The 22,435-nt window shown below is 70.8% G+C and carries 17 protein-coding genes; 13 read left to right on the top strand and 4 right to left on the bottom strand.

Annotated features, from left to right (window positions below):
- The first annotated feature begins 1 nt into the window (after position 1).
- The 6 genes from ABD156_RS15400 (at position 2) to ABD156_RS15375 (ending at position 5,927) form a co-directional block, all read left to right on the top strand.
- Positions 2 to 916 carry a carbohydrate ABC transporter permease gene (locus tag ABD156_RS15400; RefSeq protein WP_344272771.1) on the top strand — a complete coding sequence of 305 codons (915 nt, stop codon included), beginning with the start codon at positions 2 to 4 and terminating at the stop codon, positions 914 to 916.
- A complete protein-coding gene (locus ABD156_RS15395; RefSeq protein ID WP_344272768.1) occupies positions 913 to 1,800 on the top strand; it encodes a carbohydrate ABC transporter permease in 888 nt (295 codons plus the stop codon). Before ABD156_RS15400 ends, ABD156_RS15395 begins: the two co-directional genes overlap by 4 nt.
- Before the next feature lie 23 nt (positions 1,801 to 1,823).
- Positions 1,824 to 2,771, top strand: coding sequence for a carbohydrate kinase family protein (locus tag ABD156_RS15390; RefSeq protein WP_344272765.1), 948 nt, complete (start codon positions 1,824 to 1,826; stop codon positions 2,769 to 2,771).
- Positions 2,768 to 4,072, top strand: a complete 1,305-nt coding sequence (gene melA, locus ABD156_RS15385) for an alpha-glucosidase/alpha-galactosidase (RefSeq protein WP_344272762.1) — start codon at positions 2,768 to 2,770, stop codon at positions 4,070 to 4,072. The genes ABD156_RS15390 and melA overlap by 4 nt, the downstream gene beginning before the upstream one ends.
- Positions 4,073 to 4,318: 246 nt before the next feature.
- A complete protein-coding gene (locus tag ABD156_RS15380; protein WP_344272759.1) occupies positions 4,319 to 5,092 on the top strand; it encodes an endo alpha-1,4 polygalactosaminidase in 774 nt (257 codons plus the stop codon).
- A gap of 52 nt (positions 5,093 to 5,144) precedes the next feature.
- Complete coding sequence (locus tag ABD156_RS15375; RefSeq protein ID WP_344272756.1) at positions 5,145 to 5,927, top strand: class I SAM-dependent methyltransferase; 783 nt, start codon at positions 5,145 to 5,147, stop codon at positions 5,925 to 5,927.
- Here the strand turns inward: ABD156_RS15375 and ABD156_RS15370 are convergent.
- Positions 5,924 to 6,820, bottom strand: a complete 897-nt coding sequence (locus ABD156_RS15370; protein ID WP_344272754.1) for a DMT family transporter — start codon at positions 6,818 to 6,820, stop codon at positions 5,924 to 5,926. The genes ABD156_RS15375 and ABD156_RS15370 overlap by 4 nt on opposite strands.
- An 82-nt stretch (positions 6,821 to 6,902) precedes the next feature.
- Here ABD156_RS15370 and ABD156_RS15365 point away from each other — a divergent pair, with 82 nt between their 5' ends.
- The 5 genes from ABD156_RS15365 (at position 6,903) to ABD156_RS15345 (ending at position 15,478) form a co-directional block, all read left to right on the top strand.
- On the top strand, positions 6,903 to 7,796 hold the full coding sequence (locus ABD156_RS15365) for a LysR family transcriptional regulator (protein WP_344272751.1): 894 nt from the start codon (positions 6,903 to 6,905) through the stop codon (positions 7,794 to 7,796).
- 741 nt (positions 7,797 to 8,537) lie between these two features.
- Positions 8,538 to 11,075: a class III lanthionine synthetase LanKC gene (lanKC, locus tag ABD156_RS15360; RefSeq protein ID WP_344272749.1), complete on the top strand. Its 2,538-nt coding sequence runs from the start codon at positions 8,538 to 8,540 to the stop codon at positions 11,073 to 11,075.
- A 32-nt stretch (positions 11,076 to 11,107) separates the two neighbouring features.
- Complete coding sequence (locus tag ABD156_RS15355) at positions 11,108 to 11,242, top strand: class III lanthipeptide (protein ID WP_158242558.1); 135 nt, start codon at positions 11,108 to 11,110, stop codon at positions 11,240 to 11,242.
- 695 nt (positions 11,243 to 11,937) lie between these two features.
- Positions 11,938 to 13,590, top strand: a complete 1,653-nt coding sequence (locus ABD156_RS15350) for an ABC transporter ATP-binding protein (protein ID WP_344272741.1) — start codon at positions 11,938 to 11,940, stop codon at positions 13,588 to 13,590.
- A 166-nt stretch (positions 13,591 to 13,756) separates the two neighbouring features.
- Positions 13,757 to 15,478, top strand: coding sequence for an ATP-binding cassette domain-containing protein (locus ABD156_RS15345; RefSeq protein WP_344272738.1), 1,722 nt, complete (start codon positions 13,757 to 13,759; stop codon positions 15,476 to 15,478).
- Between the two features lie 520 nt (positions 15,479 to 15,998).
- Here ABD156_RS15345 and ABD156_RS15340 read toward each other — a convergent pair.
- Together ABD156_RS15340 and ligA are read right to left on the bottom strand one after the other, a co-directional pair.
- The gene (locus ABD156_RS15340) at positions 15,999 to 16,385 is read right to left on the bottom strand and encodes a hypothetical protein (protein WP_344272735.1); all 387 of its coding nucleotides are present in this window, start codon (positions 16,383 to 16,385) and stop codon (positions 15,999 to 16,001) included.
- Between the two features lie 127 nt (positions 16,386 to 16,512).
- Entirely contained in the window at positions 16,513 to 18,504 is a 1,992-nt protein-coding gene (ligA, locus tag ABD156_RS15335) for an NAD-dependent DNA ligase LigA (RefSeq protein WP_344272732.1), read from the bottom strand.
- Positions 18,505 to 18,867: 363 nt separating this feature from the next.
- Here ligA and ABD156_RS15330 point away from each other — a divergent pair, with 363 nt between their 5' ends.
- A complete protein-coding gene (locus tag ABD156_RS15330) occupies positions 18,868 to 19,599 on the top strand; it encodes a helix-turn-helix domain-containing protein (protein ID WP_344272729.1) in 732 nt (243 codons plus the stop codon).
- A 100-nt stretch (positions 19,600 to 19,699) separates the two neighbouring features.
- Positions 19,700 to 21,772, top strand: coding sequence for a HelD family protein (locus tag ABD156_RS15325; RefSeq protein ID WP_344272726.1), 2,073 nt, complete (start codon positions 19,700 to 19,702; stop codon positions 21,770 to 21,772).
- 1 nt (position 21,773) lies between these two features.
- On the opposite strand, the gene ABD156_RS15320 is transcribed toward ABD156_RS15325, so the two are convergent.
- Positions 21,774 to 22,277: a hypothetical protein gene (locus ABD156_RS15320; RefSeq protein ID WP_344272724.1), complete on the bottom strand. Its 504-nt coding sequence runs from the start codon at positions 22,275 to 22,277 to the stop codon at positions 21,774 to 21,776.
- Between the last annotated feature and the right edge of the window lie 158 nt (positions 22,278 to 22,435).

Raw genomic sequence — 22,435 nt, 5'->3', positions numbered from 1 at the left:
CATGTCCGTACATCCCGGCCCGATCACAGTCGCTCCGGCCGCCAAGAGCCGCCGCCGGCGCGAGACCGCCGCCGCCTGGGCCTACCTGAGTCCCTCGGTCGTCGTCATCATCGGCCTCGGTCTCGTGCCCGTGGTGTGGTCGCTGATCCTGTCGTTCCAGGCCGACGACCTCGTCACCCCGTCCCGGTTCGTCGGCGTCGACAACTACGCGGCGCTCGCGCAGGACCCGCACTTCGGCCAAGCGGTCGGCAACACGCTGCTGTACACGGCGTTATACGTTCCGCTGAGCATCGTGCTGGGCCTCGCGCTGGCGCTCGCGCTGAACCGGCGGGTGCGCTTCATCGGCGTGTACCGAACGTTGATGTTCGTTCCGTTCGTGCTGTCGGCGACCGCGCAGGGCGTGCTGTTCTCGTTCATCCTCGACCCGGAATTCGGCGTCGCCAACTCGCTGCTGCACCGGATCGGCCTGAGCCCGCAAGGGTTTCTGACCGATCCGTCGCAGGCGCTCCTGATCCTGGTCGCCATCACGCTGTGGAGCGGCACCGGATTTTGCATGGTCGTCTTCCTGGCCGCGTTGCAAGACGTGCCGCCGTCGCTCGTCGAAGCCGCGCGGCTGGACGGCGCCGGTCCGTTCCGGATTCTGCGGCATGTCACCCTGCCCGCGGTGCTGCCGGTGACCACCTTTCTGACGCTGTGGCAGCTGATCCAATCGCTGCAGGTGTTCGACCTGACTTACGTCACCACCAAGGGCGGGCCGCTCGGCTCGACCACGGTGATCGTCTACTTCATCTGGCAGCAGGCGTTCCAGAACTTCACCGCCGGATACGGCGCCGCCGCCGCGTACGTGCTCGCCGTCGTGCTGCTGGCGCTCGGGCTGGGCGTCCGGCTGCTGCGCCGCGACAAGGAGGTCCGATGACGACGCGCGCCCACGTTGCCCCGGTTTCCGCAACCCGGCTGCCTGACGTCGCACGCCAGCCCCGGCGCTGGCGGCTGCCGTTCAGCCCGTGGCATCTGCTGCTGGCCCCGCTGGCGCTGGTGTTCGCGGCCCCGCTGGTGTGGCTGCTGCTCAGTTCGGTGATGAGCAACGCGGAGATCAACCGGTTCCCGCCGTCGCTGTGGCCGTCCGGGATCGACTTCTCCGGCTACCGGTACGTGCTGGAGAACGCGCTGTTCCTGCGCTGGTTCTCCAACTCGCTGATCGTGTCGTTCGTGACGGTGGCGGCCAACCTCGTCTTCGGTTCGCTCGGCGGGTACGCGTTCGCGCGCATGCGGTTCCGCGGTTCGAAGGCGATGCTCGGGCTGATGATGGCGACCATGGCGGTGCCGTTCCAGCTCACCATGATCCCGACGTTCCTGGTGATGAAGAAGCTCGGCCTGATCGACTCGCTCGGCGCGCTGATCGTCCCGTCGCTGGTCACGCCGTTCGCTGTGTTCCTGCTGCGGCAGTTCTTCCTCTCGCTCCCGCGCGAACTGGAAGAAGCGGCCTGGATCGACGGCTGTTCGCGGCTGCGAGTGCTGGTGCGGATCGTGCTCCCGCTGTCCCGGCCTGCCTTGAGCACCGTCGCCGTGCTGACTTTCCTCAGCACCTGGAACGACCTGACCTGGCCGCTGATCGCGATCAACCACGACACCCAGTACACGCTGCAGCTCGGCCTGACCACCTTCCAGGGACAGCACCACACCAACTGGGCGGCGGTGATGGCCGGGAACGTCATCACCGTGCTGCCGGTGCTGCTGGCGTTCCTGGGCGCGCAGAAGACGTTCATCCAGTCCATCACCTCCAGCGGCCTCAAAGGCTGACGAGTCGTCCAGAGGAACCACGCATGCCGCACCGCTTCGACCTGCTCGTGCTCGGCGACGTCAACCCCGACGTCGTCCTCGGGCCGCTGACCGACGACCTCGACTTCCGGCAACGGGAGAACCTCGTCAGCCACGGCTCGCTCACGCTCGGCGGGTCCGCCGCGATCACCGCCGCCGGGGCCGCCCGGCTGGGGCTGAAGGTCGCCTTCGCCGGGCGGATCGGCGACGACGCCGCCGGTCGCTTCGTCCGCGACATCCTCGAAGACCGCGGCGTCGACACGCAGGCCCTCACGGTGGATCCGACGTTGCCGACTCCGCTCACCGCGATCCTGACCCGCGACGACAGCCGCGCCATCATCACCAGCGCCGGCGTGCTGGACGCAGTGTCGGCGGCGGACGTGCCCGCAGAGTTGCTGATGAGCGCCCGGCACGTCCACGCGTCGTCGTACTTCCTGATGCCCAAGCTGGCCGCCGGGCTGCCGGAGCTGTTCCGCACCGCCCGTGCACACGGCGCGACGACCTCTTTGGACACCAACGACGACCCGGCCCGGCAGTGGGATCCCAGCGGTATCCCGCTGGTACTTCAGGAGACCGACTACCTCCTGCCCAACGCCGCCGAAGCTCTGCAACTGTCCGGAAAATCCAGCCTGCTCGACGCAGCAGCGCACCTCGCCGCCCAGGGTCCGACCGTCGTCGTCAAGAACGGTGCCGACGGCGCCCTTGCGCACCACCGCGGCGAAACCGTCACGGTTCCCGCGTCCCCGATCACCCCGCTCGACACCGTCGGCGCCGGGGACAGTTTCAACGCCGCGTTCCTCGCCGCGACGCTGCGCGGTCTGCCGCTCCGCGACGCGCTGCGGGCCGGGGTCGAGGGCGGCGGCCGTTCGACGCTCGCGCGCGGCGGGATCGACGGCCAGCCCACTTGGAACGAACTCAATCTCACCGAAACCACTGAAACGGAAAGCGCATGACCACCAAGATCACCTTCATCGGCGCCGGCAGCGTCGTGTTCACCCAAGGTCTGCTCGCGGACCTGTTCGCCTATCCCGAACTGGCCGAGGTGCACGTCGCGCTGCACGATATCGACCCGGAACGCCTGCGCATCGCGCACGCGGCGGCCGGTCGCATCGCCGAAACCCGCGGGGCCAAGCCGGTCCTCACCGCGCACGCGGACCGCCGCGAAGCCCTGGAAGGCGCGGACTTCGTCGTCAACATGGTCCAAATCGGAATGGGCGAGGCGACCCGGGTCGACTTCGACATTCCCGCCCGCTTCGGCGTGAAGCAGACCATCGGCGACACGCTCGGCGTCGGCGGGATTTTCCGTGCCTTGCGCACTTTCCCGTTCCTGCGCGAACTCGGCGAGGACATCGCGCAGGTGTGCCCGCGGGCGTGGCTGCTGAACTACACGAACCCGATGGCGATGAACGTGCAGTACCTCTCCGAGACGCTCGGCTCGGACCGCGTCGTCGGACTGTGCCATTCGGTGTACTGGACGGTGCACGACCTGGCCAAACTGCTGGAGGTGCCGCTGTCCGAGGTCACTTACCACGCCGCGGGCATCAACCACCAGGCCTGGATCCTGCGCCTGGAACACCAGGGCAACGATCTGTACCCGCGGCTCGCCGAACTCGCCGAGGACCCGCAGCTGCGGCGGCGCGTGCGGTTCGACATGTTCCGGCGGCTCGGCTACTACCCCACCGAAACCAGCGAGCATTCCTCCGAATACGTGCCCTGGTATCTCGGCCACGCCAGCGAAATCGAACGGCTGCGGCTGCCGATCGGCGCGTATCTGGACGTCGTGGCGGAGAACGAGGCCGAATACGAACGGACGCGCCAAGCCATCGAGCGCGACGAACCGCTCACGGTCGAAGGCACCAACGAATACGCTCCGCAGATCATCCACAGTGTCGTCACCGGCACGCCGCGCACCGTTTACGGCAATGTGCTCAACCGCGGGCTGATCCCGAATCTCCCGGCGACCGGGGCCGTCGAGGTGCCGTGCCTCGCCGACGCCACCGGCATCCGTCCGACGCGCGTCGACGCGCTTCCGCCGCAGCTCGCCGCGCTCAACCGCACCTACCTGAGCACCACCGAACTCGTGGTGCGCGCGGCGGTCGAGGACGATCCCCGGCACATCCGCCACGCCGCGATGACCGATCCCGCCACCGCGGCCGCGCTTCCGGTCGAACGCATCTGGGAACTGTGCGACGAAATGGTGCTCGCACACGGCGACGCGCTCCAGCCCGGATTGCGGAAAACACTGGGCAGCTAACGACTCTTGACGGCGCGACGCGGTGATCGGCTAAACTTCTGGTGCCTGCCGGACGGGCAGGCGCCAGAAGTACGCCCAGCCGGTAATGCGGAGTGTTCCGCGAGCCCGGACCCAGTCGCCAGGATGTCTTCTCCAGCGTCCGAGGCGGGGCCGTACTCACCAACGCTGGAGTCACCAGATGCATTCGCTTCCTGGTCGGATTTCTCGCGGAACCGTGGCCGCCGCGCTGCTGATCGGCAGTTCGGCGTGCGCGCTCGGGGCAGGCGGCACCGCGGAAAGCGCGCCGCTGCCCTCGCCGCACAGCCAGGTCAAAGACGTCCCCTGCCGGCCCCGCACGCCGGGTTCGACTACCAGATCGGCGGCCCCTACCAGCCGCCGGCGGGCGTCCAGGTCGTCAGCCGCGACCACAGCGCCCCGGCGGCCGCCGGGCTGTACAACATCTGCTACGTCAACGCTTTCCAGGCCCAGCCCGGGGCCGAAAAGGACTGGGGCGACCTGGTTCTGCGCGACGACGACGGCAACGTCGTCATCGATCACGATTGGAACGAAGCGCTGCTCGACCTGCGCACCGCGGACAAGCGAGGCCGGATCGCGGACAAGGTCGGCACGTGGATCGACGAGTGCGCGGGCAAGGGTTATCAGGCCATTGAGCCGGACAACTACGACAGCTTCACCCGGTCCCAGGGCCTGCTCAGCGCGCGGAACGCCCAGGACCTCGTCAAGCTGCTTTCCCAGCGCGCGCACGGGAAAGGCCTCGCGATCGGGCAGAAGAACACCTCGGAACTCGCTTCGTCGCGGGCGGACAACGGTCTTGACTTCGCCGTCGCCGAGGAATGCGGCGAGCAGGACAATTGCGCGGAGTACACCCAGCATTTCGGCAACCAGGTGATCGTCATCGAATACTCCGAGGACGGCCTGCGCAACGCGTGTGCCAAGTGGGGCAGCACGCTCAGCGTCGTCCGGCGCGACCGGGACGTCACGCCGAAGGGCGATTCCGCGTACGTGCGCGAAACCTGCTGAGACTTCCGTCATCCTGCCAGCACCGCCGCGCGGTTGCTGGCAGGGTGGCGGAATGGACGACGAGTACCCGTTCGACAACGCGGCCGCCCCGGCCAGCGACCGGATGTCCGCCCTCGAAGCCAGCTACGACGCGACCACCGTCCGGCACCTGGAGAATCTCGGAGTCGGCGCGGGCTGGTCCTGCTGGGAGATCGGCGCGGGCGGCGGGTCGATCGCCCGGTGGCTGGCCGAGCGGGCCGGACCGGACGGGCAGGTGCTGGCCACCGACCTCGACACCCGGTTGCTGGCCGACCTGCCCGCGAACACCTCGGCGGTGCGCCACGACGTGCGCGAGGAACCGCTGCCGGACCGGAAGTTCGACCTGATCCACGCCCGGCTGGTGCTGATCCACTTCCCGGAACGCGACGAACTGGTGGCGAAACTCGCCGGCGCCCTCGCCCCCGGCGGCTGGCTGGTCCTGGAGGAGATCGAGCCGCGCGGCCAAACCGTGCTCGCCGCGCCCGACGACGAGAGCGCGGCGGTTTTCGGTTCTGTGCAAGGGCGGATCCTGGACCTGCTCGAACGAGCGGGCAGCGACGTCGAATGGGCCGGACGGCTGCCGGAGGTGCTCGCCGGGGCCGGATTGCGCGAGGTCGGCAGCGCGCGGGTGACGACCAGGTGGCCGGGCGGCGGGCCGGAAATCCGGTTGCTGGCCGCGAATTCGGTGGAACTGGCCGAAAAGCTGGCCGCGGACGGCGTGTCGCCGGAGGAGCTTGAGCAGTTCCGCCGGGTGCTCGCCGATCCGCGGTTCACCGTGTCGTCCTATCCCCTCGTATCCGTATGGGGCCGCCGTTAACGACGGCGCGAGATCGCCACCCCCGCCAGGCACAGCACCCCGCCGATCAGCCCGTACGCGCTCGGGGTTTCGGCGAGCAGCAGCCACGACAGCAGCACCGCCACCGCCGGCACGGCGTAGGTCACCATCGTCAGGCGACCAGCGTCCGTGCGGCGCAAGGCGTACGCCCACGCCGTGAAGCCGACCGCGGTGGGGAACACTCCCAAGTAGACACTGCCGAGCACCGCGCCCGTGGGCGCCACCTGCACTTCGCTGATCAGCTGTGGCGCCCACGGCAGCAGCACCACGGTCCCGACGACGCAGCCGAGCCAGATCGCGGTCAGCCCGTCGACGTGGCGCAGCGTGATCTTCTGGACCATGACCCCGGCGGCGTACAAGACGGCAGCCAGCAGGCACAGCAGGACGCCTGCCCAGTCGTTGCTTCCGGTGGCTCCGGTCGCGATCAGCGCGGCTCCGCCCAGCGCGACGAGCGAGCCGATGATCAGCGAGCGCGAGAAGCCTTCGCCGAGGAGCTTCCCGGCCGCGACGGCGACCATCAGCGGCGCGAGGTTCACCAGCAACGCCGCGGTCCCGGCGTCGACGTGCCGCTCCCCCGCGTTGAGGACGACGGTGTACGCGGCCAGCCACAACACGGCGTACGCCGCGACCAGCAGGAACGCCTTGCGCGACAGCCGGACCCGGACCGCGCCCTTGGCCACGGCGAACACGGTGAGCGTCACGGCCGCCACGGCGAGCCGCAGCAGCGCCAGCGGCGCCGGGGACAGCGCGTGCCCCACGCTGCGGATGGCGACGAACGACGAGGCCCACAGCACCACGGCGAGCCCGGCGGCGGCCGCGATCTTGCCGAGGTCGGTCTTGACGGCGGGCTGGGCGGTTTCCACGAGATCGGTCACCTGACCATCGTCACCTCGCCCCGATGTACAGCACAAGCGATGAGTTCTGTACCTCCGTTAAGGACCGCTGTACATTTGAAGCATGCTGGACCTCCCCCGCCTCCGCGTGCTGCGCGCAGTCGTCGCCTCCGGGTCGATCCGCGCGAGCGCCGCCGCGCTCGGCTACACGCCGTCCGCGGTGAGCCAGCAAATCACCACGCTGCAACGGGAGACCGGGCTGCAGCTGTTCGAACGGTCCGGCCGCGGCATCGAGCCCACCGAGGCCGGACGGACGCTCGCCGCCGAGGCCGAGCTGCTGTTCGAGTCCTTCAGCCGGGTCGAGCAGGTCGTCGCCGAACTGCGCGCCGGACGCGTCGGCCGGCTGTCGATCGGCTACTTCGGCTCGGCAGGCTCGACCTGGCTGGCCCCGACCGTCGCCGCGCTGCGCGCCGAATTCCCGGGACTGCGGCTGGACCTGATGCTGACCGAGTTCACGCCGGGCGACCCGGACATCGACATCTTCGTGGAGGAAACCGGGGCCGAGCACCCCGGGTCGGTCGTCGTGCACCGGCTGGCCGAGGACCCGTACCTGGCGGTCGTCCGCCTCGACGACCCGCTCGCCGGCCTGCCGGAGGTGCCGCTGGCCGCGCTCGCGCCGCGGCACTGGGTCGACAACGACCTGCGCGAGGGCCCGTGCCGGCAGGTGCTGCTCAACGCCTGCACGCAAGCCGGGTTCTCGCCGAGTTTCGTCGTCGAGACGCACGACTACCGGACCGCGATGTCTTTCGTGGCAACGGGAATCGGGCTGACCGTGGTGCCGGCGCTGGGGATCGGCGAACTGCCGGACGGCCTCACGACCGTCGCACTGGCCTCCCCCGCGCCGGTCCGGCACCTCAGCCTCGCGGTGAAGAAGCCGATCGCGGAACACCCGGCCGCCCGGCGCGCGGTGGAACTGCTGGAAAGCCTGGTGTGCCCGGAGAAAACCAGCGTCGGCTGACGCATTGAGCCTGACACGCCGAATCTGACGCGCCGCCCGGATGCTGCCGAAGTCCGTGAAGGGCTCCTTGAGGGAATCAGAGTCCGTGAGGGGCCCCTTCACGGACAGCAGGGCTCGCTGGACCGCCGGGATTTCGCCCGCGCCGCCGAAGTCCGTGAAGGGCACCTTGCGGGAATCAAAGTCCGTGAGGGTTCCCCTCACGGACAGCCAGGTCGCGAACCATGAGGGGTCCGCGCTCCCAGCCCGGCAACCTGGGGCCGAGGAAGCCGTGAAGGGCTCCTTGAGGGAATCTGATTCCCTCAAGGAGCCCTTCACGGCACGGCGACCGGAGGCGCGAATCGAGCGACCAAACCTTTCCCGGTAACGAAAGCACCACATTCACGACGCGAATGCGCGGCCGTGACCCCGAACGGACCAGCCGGTACCGGGTTCTCGCCGGACGACGGGTGGAAGCGGGCTCACCGGAACGGGTTGATGGCCTTCCGCCAATTTCTCCGGCTCTTTCCGCGCCGACCTGGGCAGCCGACCGGAAACCGACATCGTTACACCCCGATCGGGTAAGGATAACTCACGCGCAGTCCCCGTTGAACCGGCCCCGACCCGCCTCCGTCACTCTGACGAGGCGCGGCGAACCCCCGGGTTGGCGGATTGGCCGGGGGACCCCCTCCGTGCGGGAATGGTGTCACCGTCCGACATCGAAGTCGCCCGGTTTTCCTCAGGGAAAGGGAAGGGTTCGTTTTCATGGACGTCCGGTACGAGGCTTTTTGCTTCGCCGATCCGCTGTTCTTCGACGAACCGCGGGAAACCCCGGGCGCGGCAGGCGACCTGGCCGCGGCCCTGCCGCAGCCGGGACCCGGGTGGACGGCCGAGCAGCACGGGATCTGGCGGTCGCTGCGCCCGGCGGGCCGGGAACTTCCCGCCCAGGGCTGGAAAATCCACGTCTCCGCAGGTCTGGACAACGCCGGGCGCGTGCTGGCCGCGGTGCATCAGTACTGTGTGGAGCATCGGGTCGCGTACAAGCACCTGCGCTCCCGGGCGATCCTCACCAGCCGCAATTCGAAATACGCGCCGCGCGAAGGAAGCGGCAAGCTGGTCACGATTTACCCGGAGTCCGAGGAGGCGCTCGCCCGGATACTCAGCGACCTTTCCGCCGAGCTGGAAGGCGAGCACGGCGCGTATATTCTGAGCGATCTCCGCTACCGCGAAGGCCCGCTTTACGTCCGGTACGGCGGATTCGCCGAACAGTGGACAGAACACGCCGGAACCCGGGTGCTCGCAATCCGCCATCCGGATGGCACGCTCGTGCCCGACCGGCGGGAACCGTCTTTTTCCGTGCCGGACTGGGTGTCCATTCCGGCCTGTTTGTCCGACAGCCTGGCCGCGCGCAAGAACGGCGCCCGGTTCCCGTACCGGGTGACCGGTTCCCTGCACTTTTCCAACGGCGGCGGCGTTTATCTGGCCGAACGAGGGGTCGACCGGAAAACCGTCGTGCTGAAGGAGGCGCGCCCGCACGCCGGGCTGGACCGGGACGGCGCCGACGCGGTCGCCCGGCTCAATCACGAGCGCGAGGTCCTCGAACGGCTGGCGGCCGTTCCGGGGATCCCCCGGGTGTACGAGCAGTTCACCGTGTGGGAGCACCACTACCTGGCGATGGAGCACCTGCCCGGCATCGCGCTGAGCAGCTGGCTCGCCCGGCACTACCCGCTCACCAGCGGTTCCCGCGCCGAAGCCGATCTCGCAGCCTACCGCGACCGCGCGCTGGCCGTGCTGGCGCAGGTCGAACGCATCCTCGCCGACATTCACCGGCACGGGATCGTCTTCGGCGACCTGCACGGGAAGAACATCCTGGTGGACGAGCAGGACCGGGTGTCGCTGGTCGACTTCGAGCTGGCCGTCGACGCCGATTCCGGCGACCGCCCGGGGCTCGGCGCGCCCGGCTTCCGCGCCCCCGCCGACCGGCACGGGTTCGAAATCGACGAGCACGCGCTGGCCGCGCTCCGGCTGTGGCTTTTCCTGCCGCTGGTGATGCTGCTGGAACTCGCGCCGAGCAAACTGCGCGGGATCGCGGACTTCGCCCAGCACCGGTTCGGCCTTCCCCAGGAGTACGCCGATCGCGTGGTCTCGGTGCTCACCCCGCGCGGCGAACCGCCCGCCTCGACGCACACCGCGCTGGACGAACCGCGGCCGGACTGGTCTCTGGTGCGCAAGCAGATCGCGGAAGCCATCCTCGCGAGCGCCACGCCGGAGCGCGCCGACCGGCTGTTCCCCGGCGACATCGAACAGTTCCGCTCCGGCGGCGCGGGATTCGGCGTCGGAGCCGCGGGCGTGCTGCACTCGCTGCACATCGCCGGAGCGGGCCGTTATCCCGAATACGAGCAATGGCTGCTGGCCGCGGTCCGGCGGCAACCGCCGTCTCGGCCCGGATTTTTCGACGGCAGCCACGGCATCGCGTACGTCCTGGAGGAATTCGGCTACTCGGCGGAGGCTGACGAACTGCTGGCCGCGTCGCAGTCGCTGGCCGGCCAGACCACCGACCACGGCCTGGAAAGCGGGCTGGCCGGAATCGGCCTCACCCGCCTGCACTTCGCGACGACCCGCGGCGACAACGAATTCGGCCGCCAAGCCCTGGACATCGCCGTCCGGCTCGCGACCGCTTTCGAAACCGCCGAACCGCCCGGCCGCTTCGCCAGGGCCGGCCTGCTGAGCGGCTGGTCCGGACCGGCGTTGCTGTTCCTGCGCCTGCACGAGCACACCGGCGAGCCGTCCTGGCTCACCCTCGCCGACCGGGTGCTGGCCCGCGACCTGGAGGAATGCGCCCCGGCGTCGGATGGATCGCTGCAGGTCCGCGACGGCGTCCTGCGCACGCTCCCCTACGCCGCGATCGGCAGCGCCGGAATCCTGCTGGTCGCCGAACAGGTCGCCCGGTGCCTGCCGGAGTCGGCGACCGCCCAGAGCCTGCCCGGTCTGCGGGCGGCGTGCCGAGGAGAGTTCGTGATCCACCCCGGCCTGCTCTACGGCCGGTGCGGACTCGCCGCCGCGCTGTCCTTCGCCGACGAGCCGGACCGGGAAGCCATCGACCTGCACCTGTCCCGGCTGTCCTGGCACGGCGTCCCGTACCACGGCGGGCTGGCCTTCCCCGGGAACCAGCTGCTTCGCCTGTCGACCGACGTCAATACCGGCAGCGCGGGGGTCCTCCGCACGCTCGCCGCACTACTGGACGGCGCGGAACCGCTGCCCTTCCTGGGCTCCGCGCCGTCCCCGCACACCTCCGGCCGATGAGCGCCGGCGGACCCCGAGAGAAGGGAACACCCATGGAACACGTCCTGGAGCTGCAGGCGTTGGAGGCCCCGGAAGCCCTCGAAGGCCAGGGACTGGACCACCACGGCCACAGCCACTACAGCGCGTACTGCGGCGACAGCACGCTCAGCCTGCTCCTCTGCTACTGACCGCGGGCGGGGCGGGAACGGCACAGGCCAAGTGCGCCGTTCCCGCCCCGTTCATTCTGCCCCGGCGAGCCGCGGCGGTCGCGTCGAGGCGGGCCTGGTGCGGTGAGGCGGCTCGGCCGGACAGCGGGCTGGCTGGCCACTTCGTGACGCCCGCATCGGTCGAGCCGGAACCGCTGGCTCGACGGCGGTTGGTGCGGCGAGGTGTCTCGTGGGTCGGCGGTCGCAGCGCTGGCTGACACGAGTCCGGTGACGCTCGCCTCGGTTGTGGCGAGGTGGCGTCGGCGATCCGAGAGCCTTCGGATCGGCGAGGTGCCTCCGCGAGTTCGCGGTCGGACCACCAGCTCGGTCGCGCCCGCACCGGTCGAGGCGGACGTCGCCGACCCGACAGCAATCGGCGCGGCGAACTGCCCCGGCACAGCGCTTAGCCGACCACAAGCCCGACGACACCCGCACCGAGCCCCGCAAACGTCGCCGACCCCACAGCGGTTGGTGCGGGCCAGTTGCCTCGGCGGGTTCACCGCCCGGCACTTGGCTGGCCACGAGCCCGAGGATGCCCGCCTCGGGTCAGAACGAGGCGGGCGTCGGCGAGTCGCGTCCGCGCGCTCGCCGCCGATTGCCTGACCGGCCGCGAACCCGACGACGCCCGGCGAAAGTCGCCAGGCGGGCGGACGTCGCACCGCAGCGAGAGGAGCGACATGGCCCGATCCGCCGATCGGCTGCTGCGTTCCGCCGCTTTGCTGGACCGGCCCCGGCTGGTCGCGGTTGTCGTGACGTCGCTGATCTCCGCCGGTGCCGGGCTGCTCCTTCCCGGAGCGCTGGCCGCCGCCACCGACGCAGTGCTCGGCGGGCGCGGCAGCACCGGCGCGGTGGTGTGGCTGCTTGTCGTGGGCGTCGCGGAGATCGCCGCCGATGCCGTCACCATGCTCCTTCCCGCCCGGCTGACCAGCAACGCGAGCGCCTGGCTGCGTCGCCGGGTGACCGACCGGCTGCTCGCTCTCGGCACGCATTCGCCGTTCGCCCCCGGGGACGCGGTCAGCCGGGTCAGCGGCGATTGCGCGGCGGCAGGCGGCATCGCCGCGGTCGTGGTGCAGCTGATCGCGACCGCGCTGATGTCCTCCGGCGCGGTAGTCCTGCTCGCGCTTCTGGACTGGCGGCTGGCGCTGGTCTTCCTCGGCAGCCTCCCGTTCGCCTTGCTGCTGGCGCGGTCGCACCTGCGGGGCACCGCGAAGGATGTCCTTGCCTACCAACAGGTCTCCGGCGAACTGTCCGCCCGGCTGCTCGACGCGGTCGCCGGACTGCGGACGATCGCCGCGTCCGGCACCGCCGACGCCGAGGCTGCCCGGGTGCTGCGGCCGCTGCCTCGGCTGAATCTCGCCGGCCAGGGCATGTGGCGCACCCAAGCCCGGATGGTGTGGCGGGCCGGTCTGCTGCTTCCCACGGTCGAAATCCTCACCCTCGCGGCCGCCGGTTTCGGTGTCCTGGACGGACGGTTGAGCGCCGGGGACGTCCTCGCCGCACTCGGCTACGTCGCTCTCGGCCTCGGCCTGGTGACGCAGATTCCGTTGCTCACCACACTTTCCCGGATCCGCTCGGCCGCATACCGGATCGCCGAGGTCCTCGACACCGAGCCACCGCCTCGCGGCGCCCTCGGGCTGTTGCCCGGAAACGGCACGCTGGAACTCCGCGGTGCGACAGTGCACGGTGCGCTGACCAACGTCGACCTCACCATTCCCGGTGGCTGTTTCGCCGCCGTGGTAGGGAGTTCCGGATCGGGCAAGTCCACTGTGGTCAGTCTGCTGGCCGGTCTCCGCCGCCCCGACGCCGGACAGGCGCTGCTGGACGGCCGAGACCTCGCCGTGCTGCGTCCGGACGAACTTCGCGCCGTTGTCGGGTATGCCGCTGCCGAGCCCGCGCTGCTTGGCGGCACCGTTTCCGATGCGGTTGGTTACGGATCCTGGGCCAGCATCCCGGCGGTGGACGCGGCCTGCCGGACTGCGCGTATTCACGACGTCCTGGTGCGGCTGCCCCGGGGTTACGACACGCTGCTCGCCGAAACTCCGATGTCCGGCGGGGAAAGCGCCCGGATGGGGCTCGCTCGTGCGCTCGCGCGGAACCCGCGGGTGCTCCTGCTCGACGACGCGACCGCCAGCCTGGACACGGTCACCGAGCGCGCCGTGACGGCGGAGCTGGGCCGCCGGACGCGGGTGGTCGTCACGCACCGGGCCGCGATGGCCGCGCGGGCGGATGTGGTGGTGTGGCTGGCGGCGGGACAGGTCCGTGCGGTCGGGCCGCATGCGCGGTTGTGGCAGATGCCGGGGTATCGCGCGGTGTTCACGGAGGAAACGTGATGCCGCGCTGGTGGAACGCCTTGGCCGGACTACGCGGTGCAGCAGGTCCGTGCCGTCCGGCCACGCCTGCGATAACCCCGAAGCCGCCCGGCAGCGCGCGATGGCGCACCAGCCTCGCGGCCCAACCGGCCCGCGCACGCAACCACACCGTGCCCACGGAGCGACCATGACCGTTGGCCGCCTTTACTGGAACGCCCTCGCCGGGCAATGGCGCGGCGGGCTGGTGCTCCTCGCCTGCTCCCTTCTCGAAGGACTGCCCGCGTTTTTCTCCGGACGGCTGGTCGAACTGGCCGTCAACAGCGGGTTCGCCGCGGGCAAGCCCGGCGTCGGCCTGGTCTGGCTCGGGGTGTTCGGCCTCGCCGCTCTCGCGGGCGCGTTCGGGTCGCGGCTGGTGTGGCGGCAGCTCGGCAAGGTCGTGGAGCCTCTCCGCGACGCGCTGGTGACTGCCGTCGTCCGCGGGGTGCTGCACGATCCCGCACCGCCGCGGAGCGGGCCGGACGCGCGCGGGGTCGCCCGGATCACCCAGCACGTCGAGGTCGTGCGCGACGCCACCGGTGGGCTCCTGGTCCAGGCCCGCGCCATGATCGTCACCACCGCGGCGGCGATCGCGGGACTGGTCACCGTCGCGGGGTCGCTGGCGTTGCCGGTCGTAGTTCCGGTGGTGCTCGCGCTGGCCGGATTCGCCGCGTTGCTGCCCTCTCTCGCCCGGAGGCAACGCGCGCTCACGCTGGCCGACGAAGGCACCGCCGCCGCGACCGGTTCGATCTTCGCCGGGATCCGGGACGTCGTCGCCTGCGGAGCCGAACCGGTCGCCGCGCTGACTGCCGACCAAGCGGTGGACCGCCAAGCCGCTGCCGCGGTGCGGGTGGCTCGGTCGGCGGCGCTGCGGTCGCTGATCGTGGCGCTCGGCGGGTTCGTCCCGCTGGTGCTCGCGCTCGCTCTCGCGCCGTCGATGGTCGCCCGCGGCGAGCTGACCGCCGGGGCGGCGCTGGGCGCGCTCGTTTACCTGGCCACCACCCTGCAACCCGCGTTGCGCGGGCTCGCCGCCACCGCGTCCACGGTCGTCCTCCGCTTGCTCGTGGCTCTGCGGCGGCTCGCCGAAACCACTGCCCCGCCGGAACCTCGCCTGGCGACCGAGAGTCCCGCCGGAATCGCCCTCACCGTGCGCGACCTGACGTTCCGTTGGGGTGCGGCGCCGGAACCGGTGGTCCGCGGCCTGAATCTCGATCTGCGCCCGGGCGACCATCTGGCGGTGGTCGGTCCGAGCGGCATCGGGAAATCGACGCTGGCCGGTCTGCTCACCGGTCTGCTGGACCCGCACCACGGCGAAGTCCGGCTGGGCGGCGTGCGAGCCGGAGAACTGGCCGACCGGCCTCGGCATCTGGTGCTGGTTCCGCAACAGGCTTACGTCTTCGCCGGGACGCTGCGCGAGAACCTGTCGCTGTTCCACCCCGAAGCCTCCGACCGACGCCTCGTCGCGGCCGCCGAAGCCGTCGGCGCCGCCCCGCTGCTGGCCCGCCTCGGCGGCCTGGACGCCGAACTCCGTCCCGGCGCGGAGGGCCTGTCCGCCGGGGAAGCGCAGCTCCTCGCCCTGGCGAGAGCCTATGCGTCGCCGGCAGGCGTCGTCGTCCTCGACGAAGCGACGTCCACTTTGGACCCGGCGGCGGAGATCCACGCGGAACGCGCTTTCGCCGCCCGGGGAGGCACCCTGGTGGTCATCGCACACCGGCTGTCGTCCGCGGTCCGGGCGCGGCGCGTGCTGCTGATGGACGGGCAGGACACGCTGCTCGGCCGCCACGACGAACTTCTCGCCGTGGCGCCGAGGTATGCGGAGATGATGCGGGCTTGGCTGCCGGAGCAGGCCGGGTCGCGGCTCGAGGCCAGTTGAATGGGGCGTTAGGGAGGCTCGACCGCGGAGGAGCCGGAAGCCGTGCGACTGACTGGTCCGCTGTCTCTGGCTGTGCAGTCGCTCGGGTGCGTCCGGTGCCTGCCGTTAGGTCGTGACTGCGGCGGAGGTCCCGGGACTCGGCGCCAGGTATAGCGCCAGACCTCTCCGCAGGCAGAGCGGAGCCATGACAGTGGCCGAGGTCCGGCAAAGGACAGCGCGCCCCGCCGAGCACGACAGACGAGGGCCAGCAAAGCCAGCGCGTCGGGCCGGGCGCAACAGCCAAGGTCCGGCCGAGGCAACACCACCCGGCCAGGCACGACAACCGACAGCCGAGATCCGGCCAAGCCAGCGCACCCAACCGGGCGCTACAACCGAGATCCTGATGGTCCTCGCCAGCAGCGGCCCGCGACGCCGCACAGCCGGCCGTCGCGGAGCGATTCGCCTGTCCCCCGGCGCATCCCGCATCGCCGTCTCGCGGCCGGTCGCGAAAACGTCCCCGCGACCAGCCGCCGAGCGCCGGTCAGACCTTGCGCGGGACCGAGGCGATGAGGATCTTGCTGCCGTTGCGGCCGAGGTAGATGTCGACCTTGCTGAAGCCGCCGGACGGGCCGGGTTCGGTCCAGCCGAAGGTCTTCGGGGCGTCGGACGCGGTGCGGGTCTGGACGTCGAACAGCGTGCCCGCCTGCCGGAACTCGAAGGTGACCGTGGTGCTGCCCGCCGACGGGTCGTCGATGACGAATCCGCTGACGCCGACGGCGCGGTTGTACCAGGTCAGCGTGCCGCCGGTGCGGCCGCCGATGATGTCGCCGCCGAAGTCCGACGTCGGGTAGCCCGCTGCGTTCGCGACGCCCGCGCCGCCGAGTGCGGCGACCGCGGACAGGACAAGGCCGATGGCGATGCGTTTCATGGCGTTTCCCCCAGGGATGGTCGATTCTGGGCGGAATCGTACGTGGCCGCGGCGTGCGGCGCGGGATTATGCGTGAAGTCCCTGGGGCGGTACCGGTCTCGTGCCGGCGAGGCGGCGCGGCTCGGGGTCAGACGACTCCGGCCGCGATCAGCTGGTCCCAGATCACCCCCTGGTCCACTACCTCGACGCCGAACTTCTCGGCCTTCGTGATTTTGCTGGCGCCGACGTCGGCGCCGGTGATGAGCAGGTCCGTGCTCGCCGAGACTGACGACGCGGTGGTCGCGCCCGCTGTCTCGCACAGCCGCTGGAACGTGGGGCGCGGCACCTTCTCCCCCGATCGCGGGTCGCTGATCGCGCCGGTGACCACCACAGTCTTGCCCTCCAGCGGCGCTCCCGCGACGACCGCGGGCGGGAGGTCTTCCTCCAGGACGTCCAGGGAGACCCCGCGTTCCCGAAGGCGTTCGAGCTCTGGACGCAGCCGGGTGAGGTGTTCCACCAGCGACGCGGCCACCTTGGGACCGATGTCCTCCACCGCCACCAAGCCGTCGGCGCCCGCGTCGAGGACCGCTTCCAGCGAGGCGAATCCGGCCCGGCACAGCCGCGCGGCGGTGCCTTCCGACGCCATCGGGATCGCGAGCCCGATCAGCGCCCGGCGCAGCCCGACCCGGCGGCTGGCGTCGATCGACTCGATCATCCGCGTCGCCGAGACCTCGCCGATGCGGTCGAATTCCAGCAGGCGTTCCTTGGTCAGCCGGTAGAAGTCCGACGGGTGCTCCAGGATCCCGGCCTCGGCCAGCCGTTCGATCCACACGCCGCCGATCGCGTCGATGTCCGCGGCCGCCCGGGACGCCCAGTGGATCAGCCGCCGGACGGTCTGCGCGGGGCAGGAGACGTTGGTGCAGAACAGTTCCCGGCTGTTGCCCTGCTCGGTGAGCGGCTGCTCGCACGACGGGCACGCCGAGGGCGGCACGATCTCCTGCTCCGCGCCGGTCCGTTTCGACTCGTCGAGCACCCCGGCGACGAACGGGATGACGTCGCCTGCCCGGCGCACCAGCACGGTGTCGCCGATCTTGATGCCGCGGGCGCGGATGACCTCCTGGTTGGCCAGCGTCGCGCGCGTGACCGTGGTCCCGCCGACGAACACCGGTTCCAGCCACGCGACCGGCGCGATCTTGCCGGTCTTGCCGACGTCCCAGACCACATCGGACAGCACGGTCGTCTTCTCCTCGGCGGCGAACTTGTACGCCAGCGCCCCGCGCGGCGAACTCGAACGGGTGCCCGCGGCGGCGTACGCGGCGCGGTCAGCGAGGCGCAGGACGGCGCCGTCGATGTCGTAATCCAGGTCGTTGCGCTGCTGTTCGATCGTGGTGATCACCTCCTGCGCGGAGGCCGCGTCGGCGCAGCGGCGCATGTCCGCCGCGGTGAACCCGAGCGCCAGCAGGCCGCTGTCCAGGTCGGTTTCCGCGCTGCCGGGCTCGGTGTCCAGGTCGAAGGCGAAAAAGCGCAGCCGGCGCTCGGCGACCGCGGCCGGGTCTTTCGCGCGCAGGGTGCCCGCCGCGGCGTTGCGCGGGTTGATCAGCGGTTTGTCCGGGTGCGCGGTGTTGTAGGCGGCGAACGTCGAGCGCAGCATCACCGCCTCGCCGCGGACCTCGACCCGGCCCGGGGCGCCGACCTGGTGCGGAATGCCGTCCGTCAGCGCCCGGACCAGCATGGTCACGTCGTCCCCGGTGGTCCCGTCGCCGCGGGTGACCGCCCGGGCGAGGCGGCCGTCCTCGTACACCAGTGCCAGCGACAGGCCGTCGAGCTTGGGCATCACGACCACCGGCTGGCCGGGGAACCGGCCGAAAAACGCCTCGACCTGCTCCGGCTTCGTCGCCTTCTCCAGCGACAGCATCGGCCGCGAATGCCGGATCGGCGCGTGCAGCACCGCGGGCCCGCCCACCTGGTCCAGCGGGTTCGGGTCCGGGGCCAGCTCCGGGCTCGCCTCGATCAACCCGCGCAGCTCGTCCTCGATCGCGTCGTACTCCGCGTCCGCCACCGCCGGCGAACCCCGGTAGTACGCGTCGCGCAGCACCACGACCTGATCAGCGAGCTCCTGAATACGTTCCCGAACGTCCACGACCCGGAACGCTACCCGGCCCCACCGACAAAACCCGGCTGCGACGCAAACCGCGAGGTCAGGACGGCAGTCGCCGCGCGCCGTGCCTGACTGGGCGGCGGGACGGCGGTCCGTTCAGGTCCGTCGCCGTCGCTCGGACCTCGGCGGGGCAGTCGTTCCGGAGGCTCCGAGCGGCCTCGACTCGCCACCGAAGCCGCCTCGCCAGTACAGCCAGGAATATTCTTCGCGCACTTTTCCGGAATGCCTGTTCCGCCCATCGGCAATCCGGTTTCCCGAATCAGCCACGGAACCGTGTCACGAAAAGGGCGGATCCGGCGATGAAACCGCGAGAAGGCGGCTCGCGGAATCCGGAGGGGATTGCCGATGAAGCGTAAAGCAGGTCGCGGAGTGTTGGAGGGCGCTTTTCTGCTGCTGGAGGAGCTGGCGCGAAACGGCGAGGCGGGACCGACCCAGCTCGCGGCCGCGACCGGGCTGCACAAGGCGACCGCGCACCGGTTGCTCGATCAGCTCGTCGGCGTCGGCGCCGTCCAGCGCTGCGCCGGGCGTTATCGCGTGGGGCCGCAGATGTTCCGGCTCGGCCAAGCGTGGGAACCGGTCCGGGTGCTCCGGGCCGCGGTCGGGCCGCCGCTGCGGCAACTCGCGGCGGCGAGTCGCCGGACGAGCGTCAGCGTCGGCGTGCCCGCCGCTGATTCCGGACGGATCCTGATCGGCTGCGGAATCCGCGGCGAAGCCGACGAGATTTGCGCAATGCGTGCCGGTTGGGTGCTGCCGCCGGGTGCCGCGGCGGAAATAGTTCTCACTGCTTCCGGGCCGCATGCCGAGCCGCCCGAAAAGTATTCCGGACGTGAATGGAAAAAGCTGCTCGCCGAGGCCAGAGACCGGGGTGTGGCGTTCGATTATAGCGACGGGGTTTCGCCGTTGTGCTGTGTGGCCGCACCGGTGCGGTCGGCGTCGGGGGACGTCGTCGCGGCGGTGGGCGCGGTCGCGCTGGACCAGCGGAGGCTGCCGTCGCTGGCGGAAGCGGTGCGGCGGGCGGCGAACGTCGCCAGCGCGAATCTCGCGCGGTTTCCGTCCTACGGGCCGGTGCGGCCTTGACCCGCTCGGCTGAGGCCGCCGGTAAAGACAAGACTGTTATTCCATCGGAATCCCGCGCACCCTCGGTGCCATCGATCACCCGACAGCGGGGAGTTCAGGGGTGCCGGCCGAAAACGACGTGGATCGTGAGCTTGTCCTCGAGCAGGAGTACGTGACCGCCTTATACGGCAGGCTCGACGCGCTGCGCGAGCAAGCGGCGAGCGGTTGCGGAAGCGAGGACCCGGAGGCGGCGGCGCGCTGGAACGCGGAGTTGGCGCGCCTCGAAGCCGTCGAGGACGGGCTTTGCTTCGGACGGCTGGAGATGCACGACGGCAGCCGGAGGTACATCGGCCGGGTGGGGCTGTTCCGGGACGAGGCGGACGAACCGTTGCTGCTCGACTGGCGGGCTCCGGCGGCGCAGCCGTTCTACACCGCGACCATGGCGGAGGCGCACGGCGTTCGCAGGCGGCGGCGCATCACCACCCGCAGACGGACAGTGACAGCGCTCGACGACGAATTGCTCGATCCCGACGCCGCCGGGACCGGGACCCTGGTCGGCGAGGCCGCGTTGCTGGCGGCGCTCACTGCGGACCGGACCGGGCGGATGGGCGACATCGTCACGACGCTGCAGGAAGAGCAGGACCGGATCGTCCGCGACGGTTACGCCGGGGTGCTGGTGGTGCAGGGCGGACCGGGGACCGGGAAGACCGCGGTGGCGCTGCATCGGCTGGCGTATCTGATGTACACCCGGCCGCGGCTGCGCACGCGAGGGGTGCTGGTGATCGGGCCCAGCGACGTCTTTCTCGACTACATCGGACAGGTGCTGCCGGGGCTCGGCGAGCACGCCGTGGCGACCGCGACGATCGCCCGGTTGCGGCCGGACGTCGAGGTCAGCCGGGTGGATCCGGCCGAGGTCGCGGAGGTCAAGGGGCGGGCGGAGGCGGCGGATCGGATCGTCGCGGCGGTGTGGGGCCGCGCGGGGGCGTCCGGCGAGGCGGTCGAGGCGGAATTCGAGCAGCAGGCGGTGCGGCTGGAGCCAGCCGAATGGCGAGCCGCGGTGGAGTTCGCTTCCGGCAAGGGGTTGCCGTACCACCCGGCGCGGTGGGTCTTTCAGCAGCGGATGGCGGAACTTCTCGCGCAGCGGTTGGCCGATCGGATGGAGAACGTGGTGTTCACCGAGAGCGGCGAGGCCCTCGACGGCGGGAGCGCCGACGGCCGGCTCAGCGCGGCCGACCTGCGGGCGCTGGCCGCGGCGGGGGTAGTGGTCGGGCCGGATCAGGACGACGGGCCTCGGCGGCTGCTGGACGAGGCCGATCTGGCTGACCTGCGCAAGGCGTTGCTGGCCGACGCCGCGGTGTGCCGGGTGCTGGATGAGCTGTGGCCCGCGCTGACCGCGGAGGGGGTGGTGGCGGAGGTGTTCGGCGAGCTGGGCGGCGTCCAGCTGGCGGATGCGGCGACGAGCGGAACCCGTGCGCGAAACGACGAGGTGCCGGGCGAGCCGGACGGCGGCTGGAGTGCGGCGGATATTCCGTTGCTGGACGAGGCTTCCGCGGTGATCGGCGAATCCGTGGGGACGTTCGGACATGTGGTGGTCGACGAGGCGCAGGAGCTGTCCGCGATGGCGTGGCGGATGGTGATGCGACGCTGTCCGGCGAAGTCGATGACTGTCGTCGGAGACCTCGCGCAGACCAGCGATCCGGCCGGAGCCACGTCGTGGGAACAGGTGTTGACGCCGCATGTCGCGGATCGCTGGCGGTTGGCGGAGTTGACCGTCAACTACCGGACTCCGCGGGAGATCATGGCGGCTGCGAGCGAGTTGTTCGCAGCGCAGCACCCTGGGCTCCAGCCGCCGCGGTCGGTGCGGGCTGCTGGCGAATCGCCGTGGCGTCAAGAGGGCACGCTTGCCGACGTCGGCGCTATTGCCGCTGAGCACCGCAGCGGGCAGCTGGCGATCATCGCTCCGGCGTGTCATCTCGCCGCGCTGCGGGAGGGTTGCGCCGCGACGGTGTTGACGCCTGGGGAAGCGAAGGGCCTGGAGTTCGATTCGGTGCTGATCGTCGATCCGGGGCGGATTCTCGACGCCCCCCTCGGGCGCAACGACCTCTACGTCGCGATGACGCGCGCGACCCGGCGGCTGGGAATCCTCCATCTCGGACCGGTGCCGGCCGAGCTGGCGCGGATCCGGGAGAAGTAGGTCAGGAGGCCGTGTCGAGTTCCTTCAGCGCGCGGGCTAGGCGCTTGATCAGGGAGCGTCCGTCGTCGACCTGGAGGCGCGCGAATTCGTAGCCGAGGACGCCTTCGCCGGTGACGCCGATCTGACCCCGAAGCGCCTGTGCGACCCCGGAATTCAGTTCGGGTTCCGAGACCCAGGCGAGCTGGTCGAGGGTCCAGGAGCGCACCGGCTTCCCCGGCGCGGCGCGAACGATGCCGCCCACGGTGAACAGCGCCACCTGGTGCGAGGTGAGCGCGAAGACGAACCGGCCCGGCGTCGGGATCGCGACCTGCGGGGCTTCCGCTTGCCCACGCCGCGCGGCGAGCGCCATCCCAGCCGCGCCCGCGAGCCCGGCGATGCCCGCCGCGCCGCCGATCATCGTCTTCCGCACGCCGCCCACGCGGAAAGCGACAAGTGCGCTCAGCACGCGCTCCCCCGGCACGAACTCCCCGGCCAGACGGCTCTCGACCTTCTCCCGCAGTGTCACGATCTGCAGCCTTTCCCGACTCGTCGATGGGTTCCGCTGTCGATCACGACGTGGCGGCGAGGGGAGATTATGCGTGCCGGGGCGCGAGGGGTGACGGGAATTTAGCCGGTGTTTGATGGCGTCGGCTTCGCCGCCGCGGGCGGGATCGCCTTTAAGTC

The organism is Amycolatopsis albidoflavus (genome assembly GCF_039525725.1).
Lineage (GTDB): Bacteria > Actinomycetota > Actinomycetes > Mycobacteriales > Pseudonocardiaceae > Amycolatopsis > Amycolatopsis albidoflava.
The sequence above is the reverse complement of the archived record's forward strand: the minus strand, read 5'-3'. Positions and strand labels throughout refer to the sequence as shown.

What these genes read in the sequence shown, in the direction of transcription:
- melA (WP_344272762.1), top strand. Translation starts at nt 2,768, where the DNA reads ATGACCACCAAGATCACCTTCATCGGCGCCGGCAGCGTCGTGTTCACC.
- ABD156_RS15400 (WP_344272771.1), top strand. Translation starts at nt 2, where the DNA reads ATGTCCGTACATCCCGGCCCGATCACAGTCGCTCCGGCCGCCAAGAGC.
- lanKC (WP_344272749.1), top strand. Translation starts at nt 8,538, where the DNA reads ATGGACGTCCGGTACGAGGCTTTTTGCTTCGCCGATCCGCTGTTCTTC.
- ABD156_RS15350 (WP_344272741.1), top strand. Translation starts at nt 11,938, where the DNA reads ATGGCCCGATCCGCCGATCGGCTGCTGCGTTCCGCCGCTTTGCTGGAC.
- ABD156_RS15355 (WP_158242558.1), top strand. Translation starts at nt 11,108, where the DNA reads ATGGAACACGTCCTGGAGCTGCAGGCGTTGGAGGCCCCGGAAGCCCTC.
- ABD156_RS15340 (WP_344272735.1), bottom strand. Translation starts at nt 16,385, where the DNA reads ATGAAACGCATCGCCATCGGCCTTGTCCTGTCCGCGGTCGCCGCACTC.
- ABD156_RS15375 (WP_344272756.1), top strand. Translation starts at nt 5,145, where the DNA reads ATGGACGACGAGTACCCGTTCGACAACGCGGCCGCCCCGGCCAGCGAC.
- ABD156_RS15345 (WP_344272738.1), top strand. Translation starts at nt 13,757, where the DNA reads ATGACCGTTGGCCGCCTTTACTGGAACGCCCTCGCCGGGCAATGGCGC.
- ABD156_RS15330 (WP_344272729.1), top strand. Translation starts at nt 18,868, where the DNA reads ATGAAGCGTAAAGCAGGTCGCGGAGTGTTGGAGGGCGCTTTTCTGCTG.
- ABD156_RS15395 (WP_344272768.1), top strand. Translation starts at nt 913, where the DNA reads ATGACGACGCGCGCCCACGTTGCCCCGGTTTCCGCAACCCGGCTGCCT.
- ABD156_RS15365 (WP_344272751.1), top strand. Translation starts at nt 6,903, where the DNA reads ATGCTGGACCTCCCCCGCCTCCGCGTGCTGCGCGCAGTCGTCGCCTCC.
- ABD156_RS15390 (WP_344272765.1), top strand. Translation starts at nt 1,824, where the DNA reads ATGCCGCACCGCTTCGACCTGCTCGTGCTCGGCGACGTCAACCCCGAC.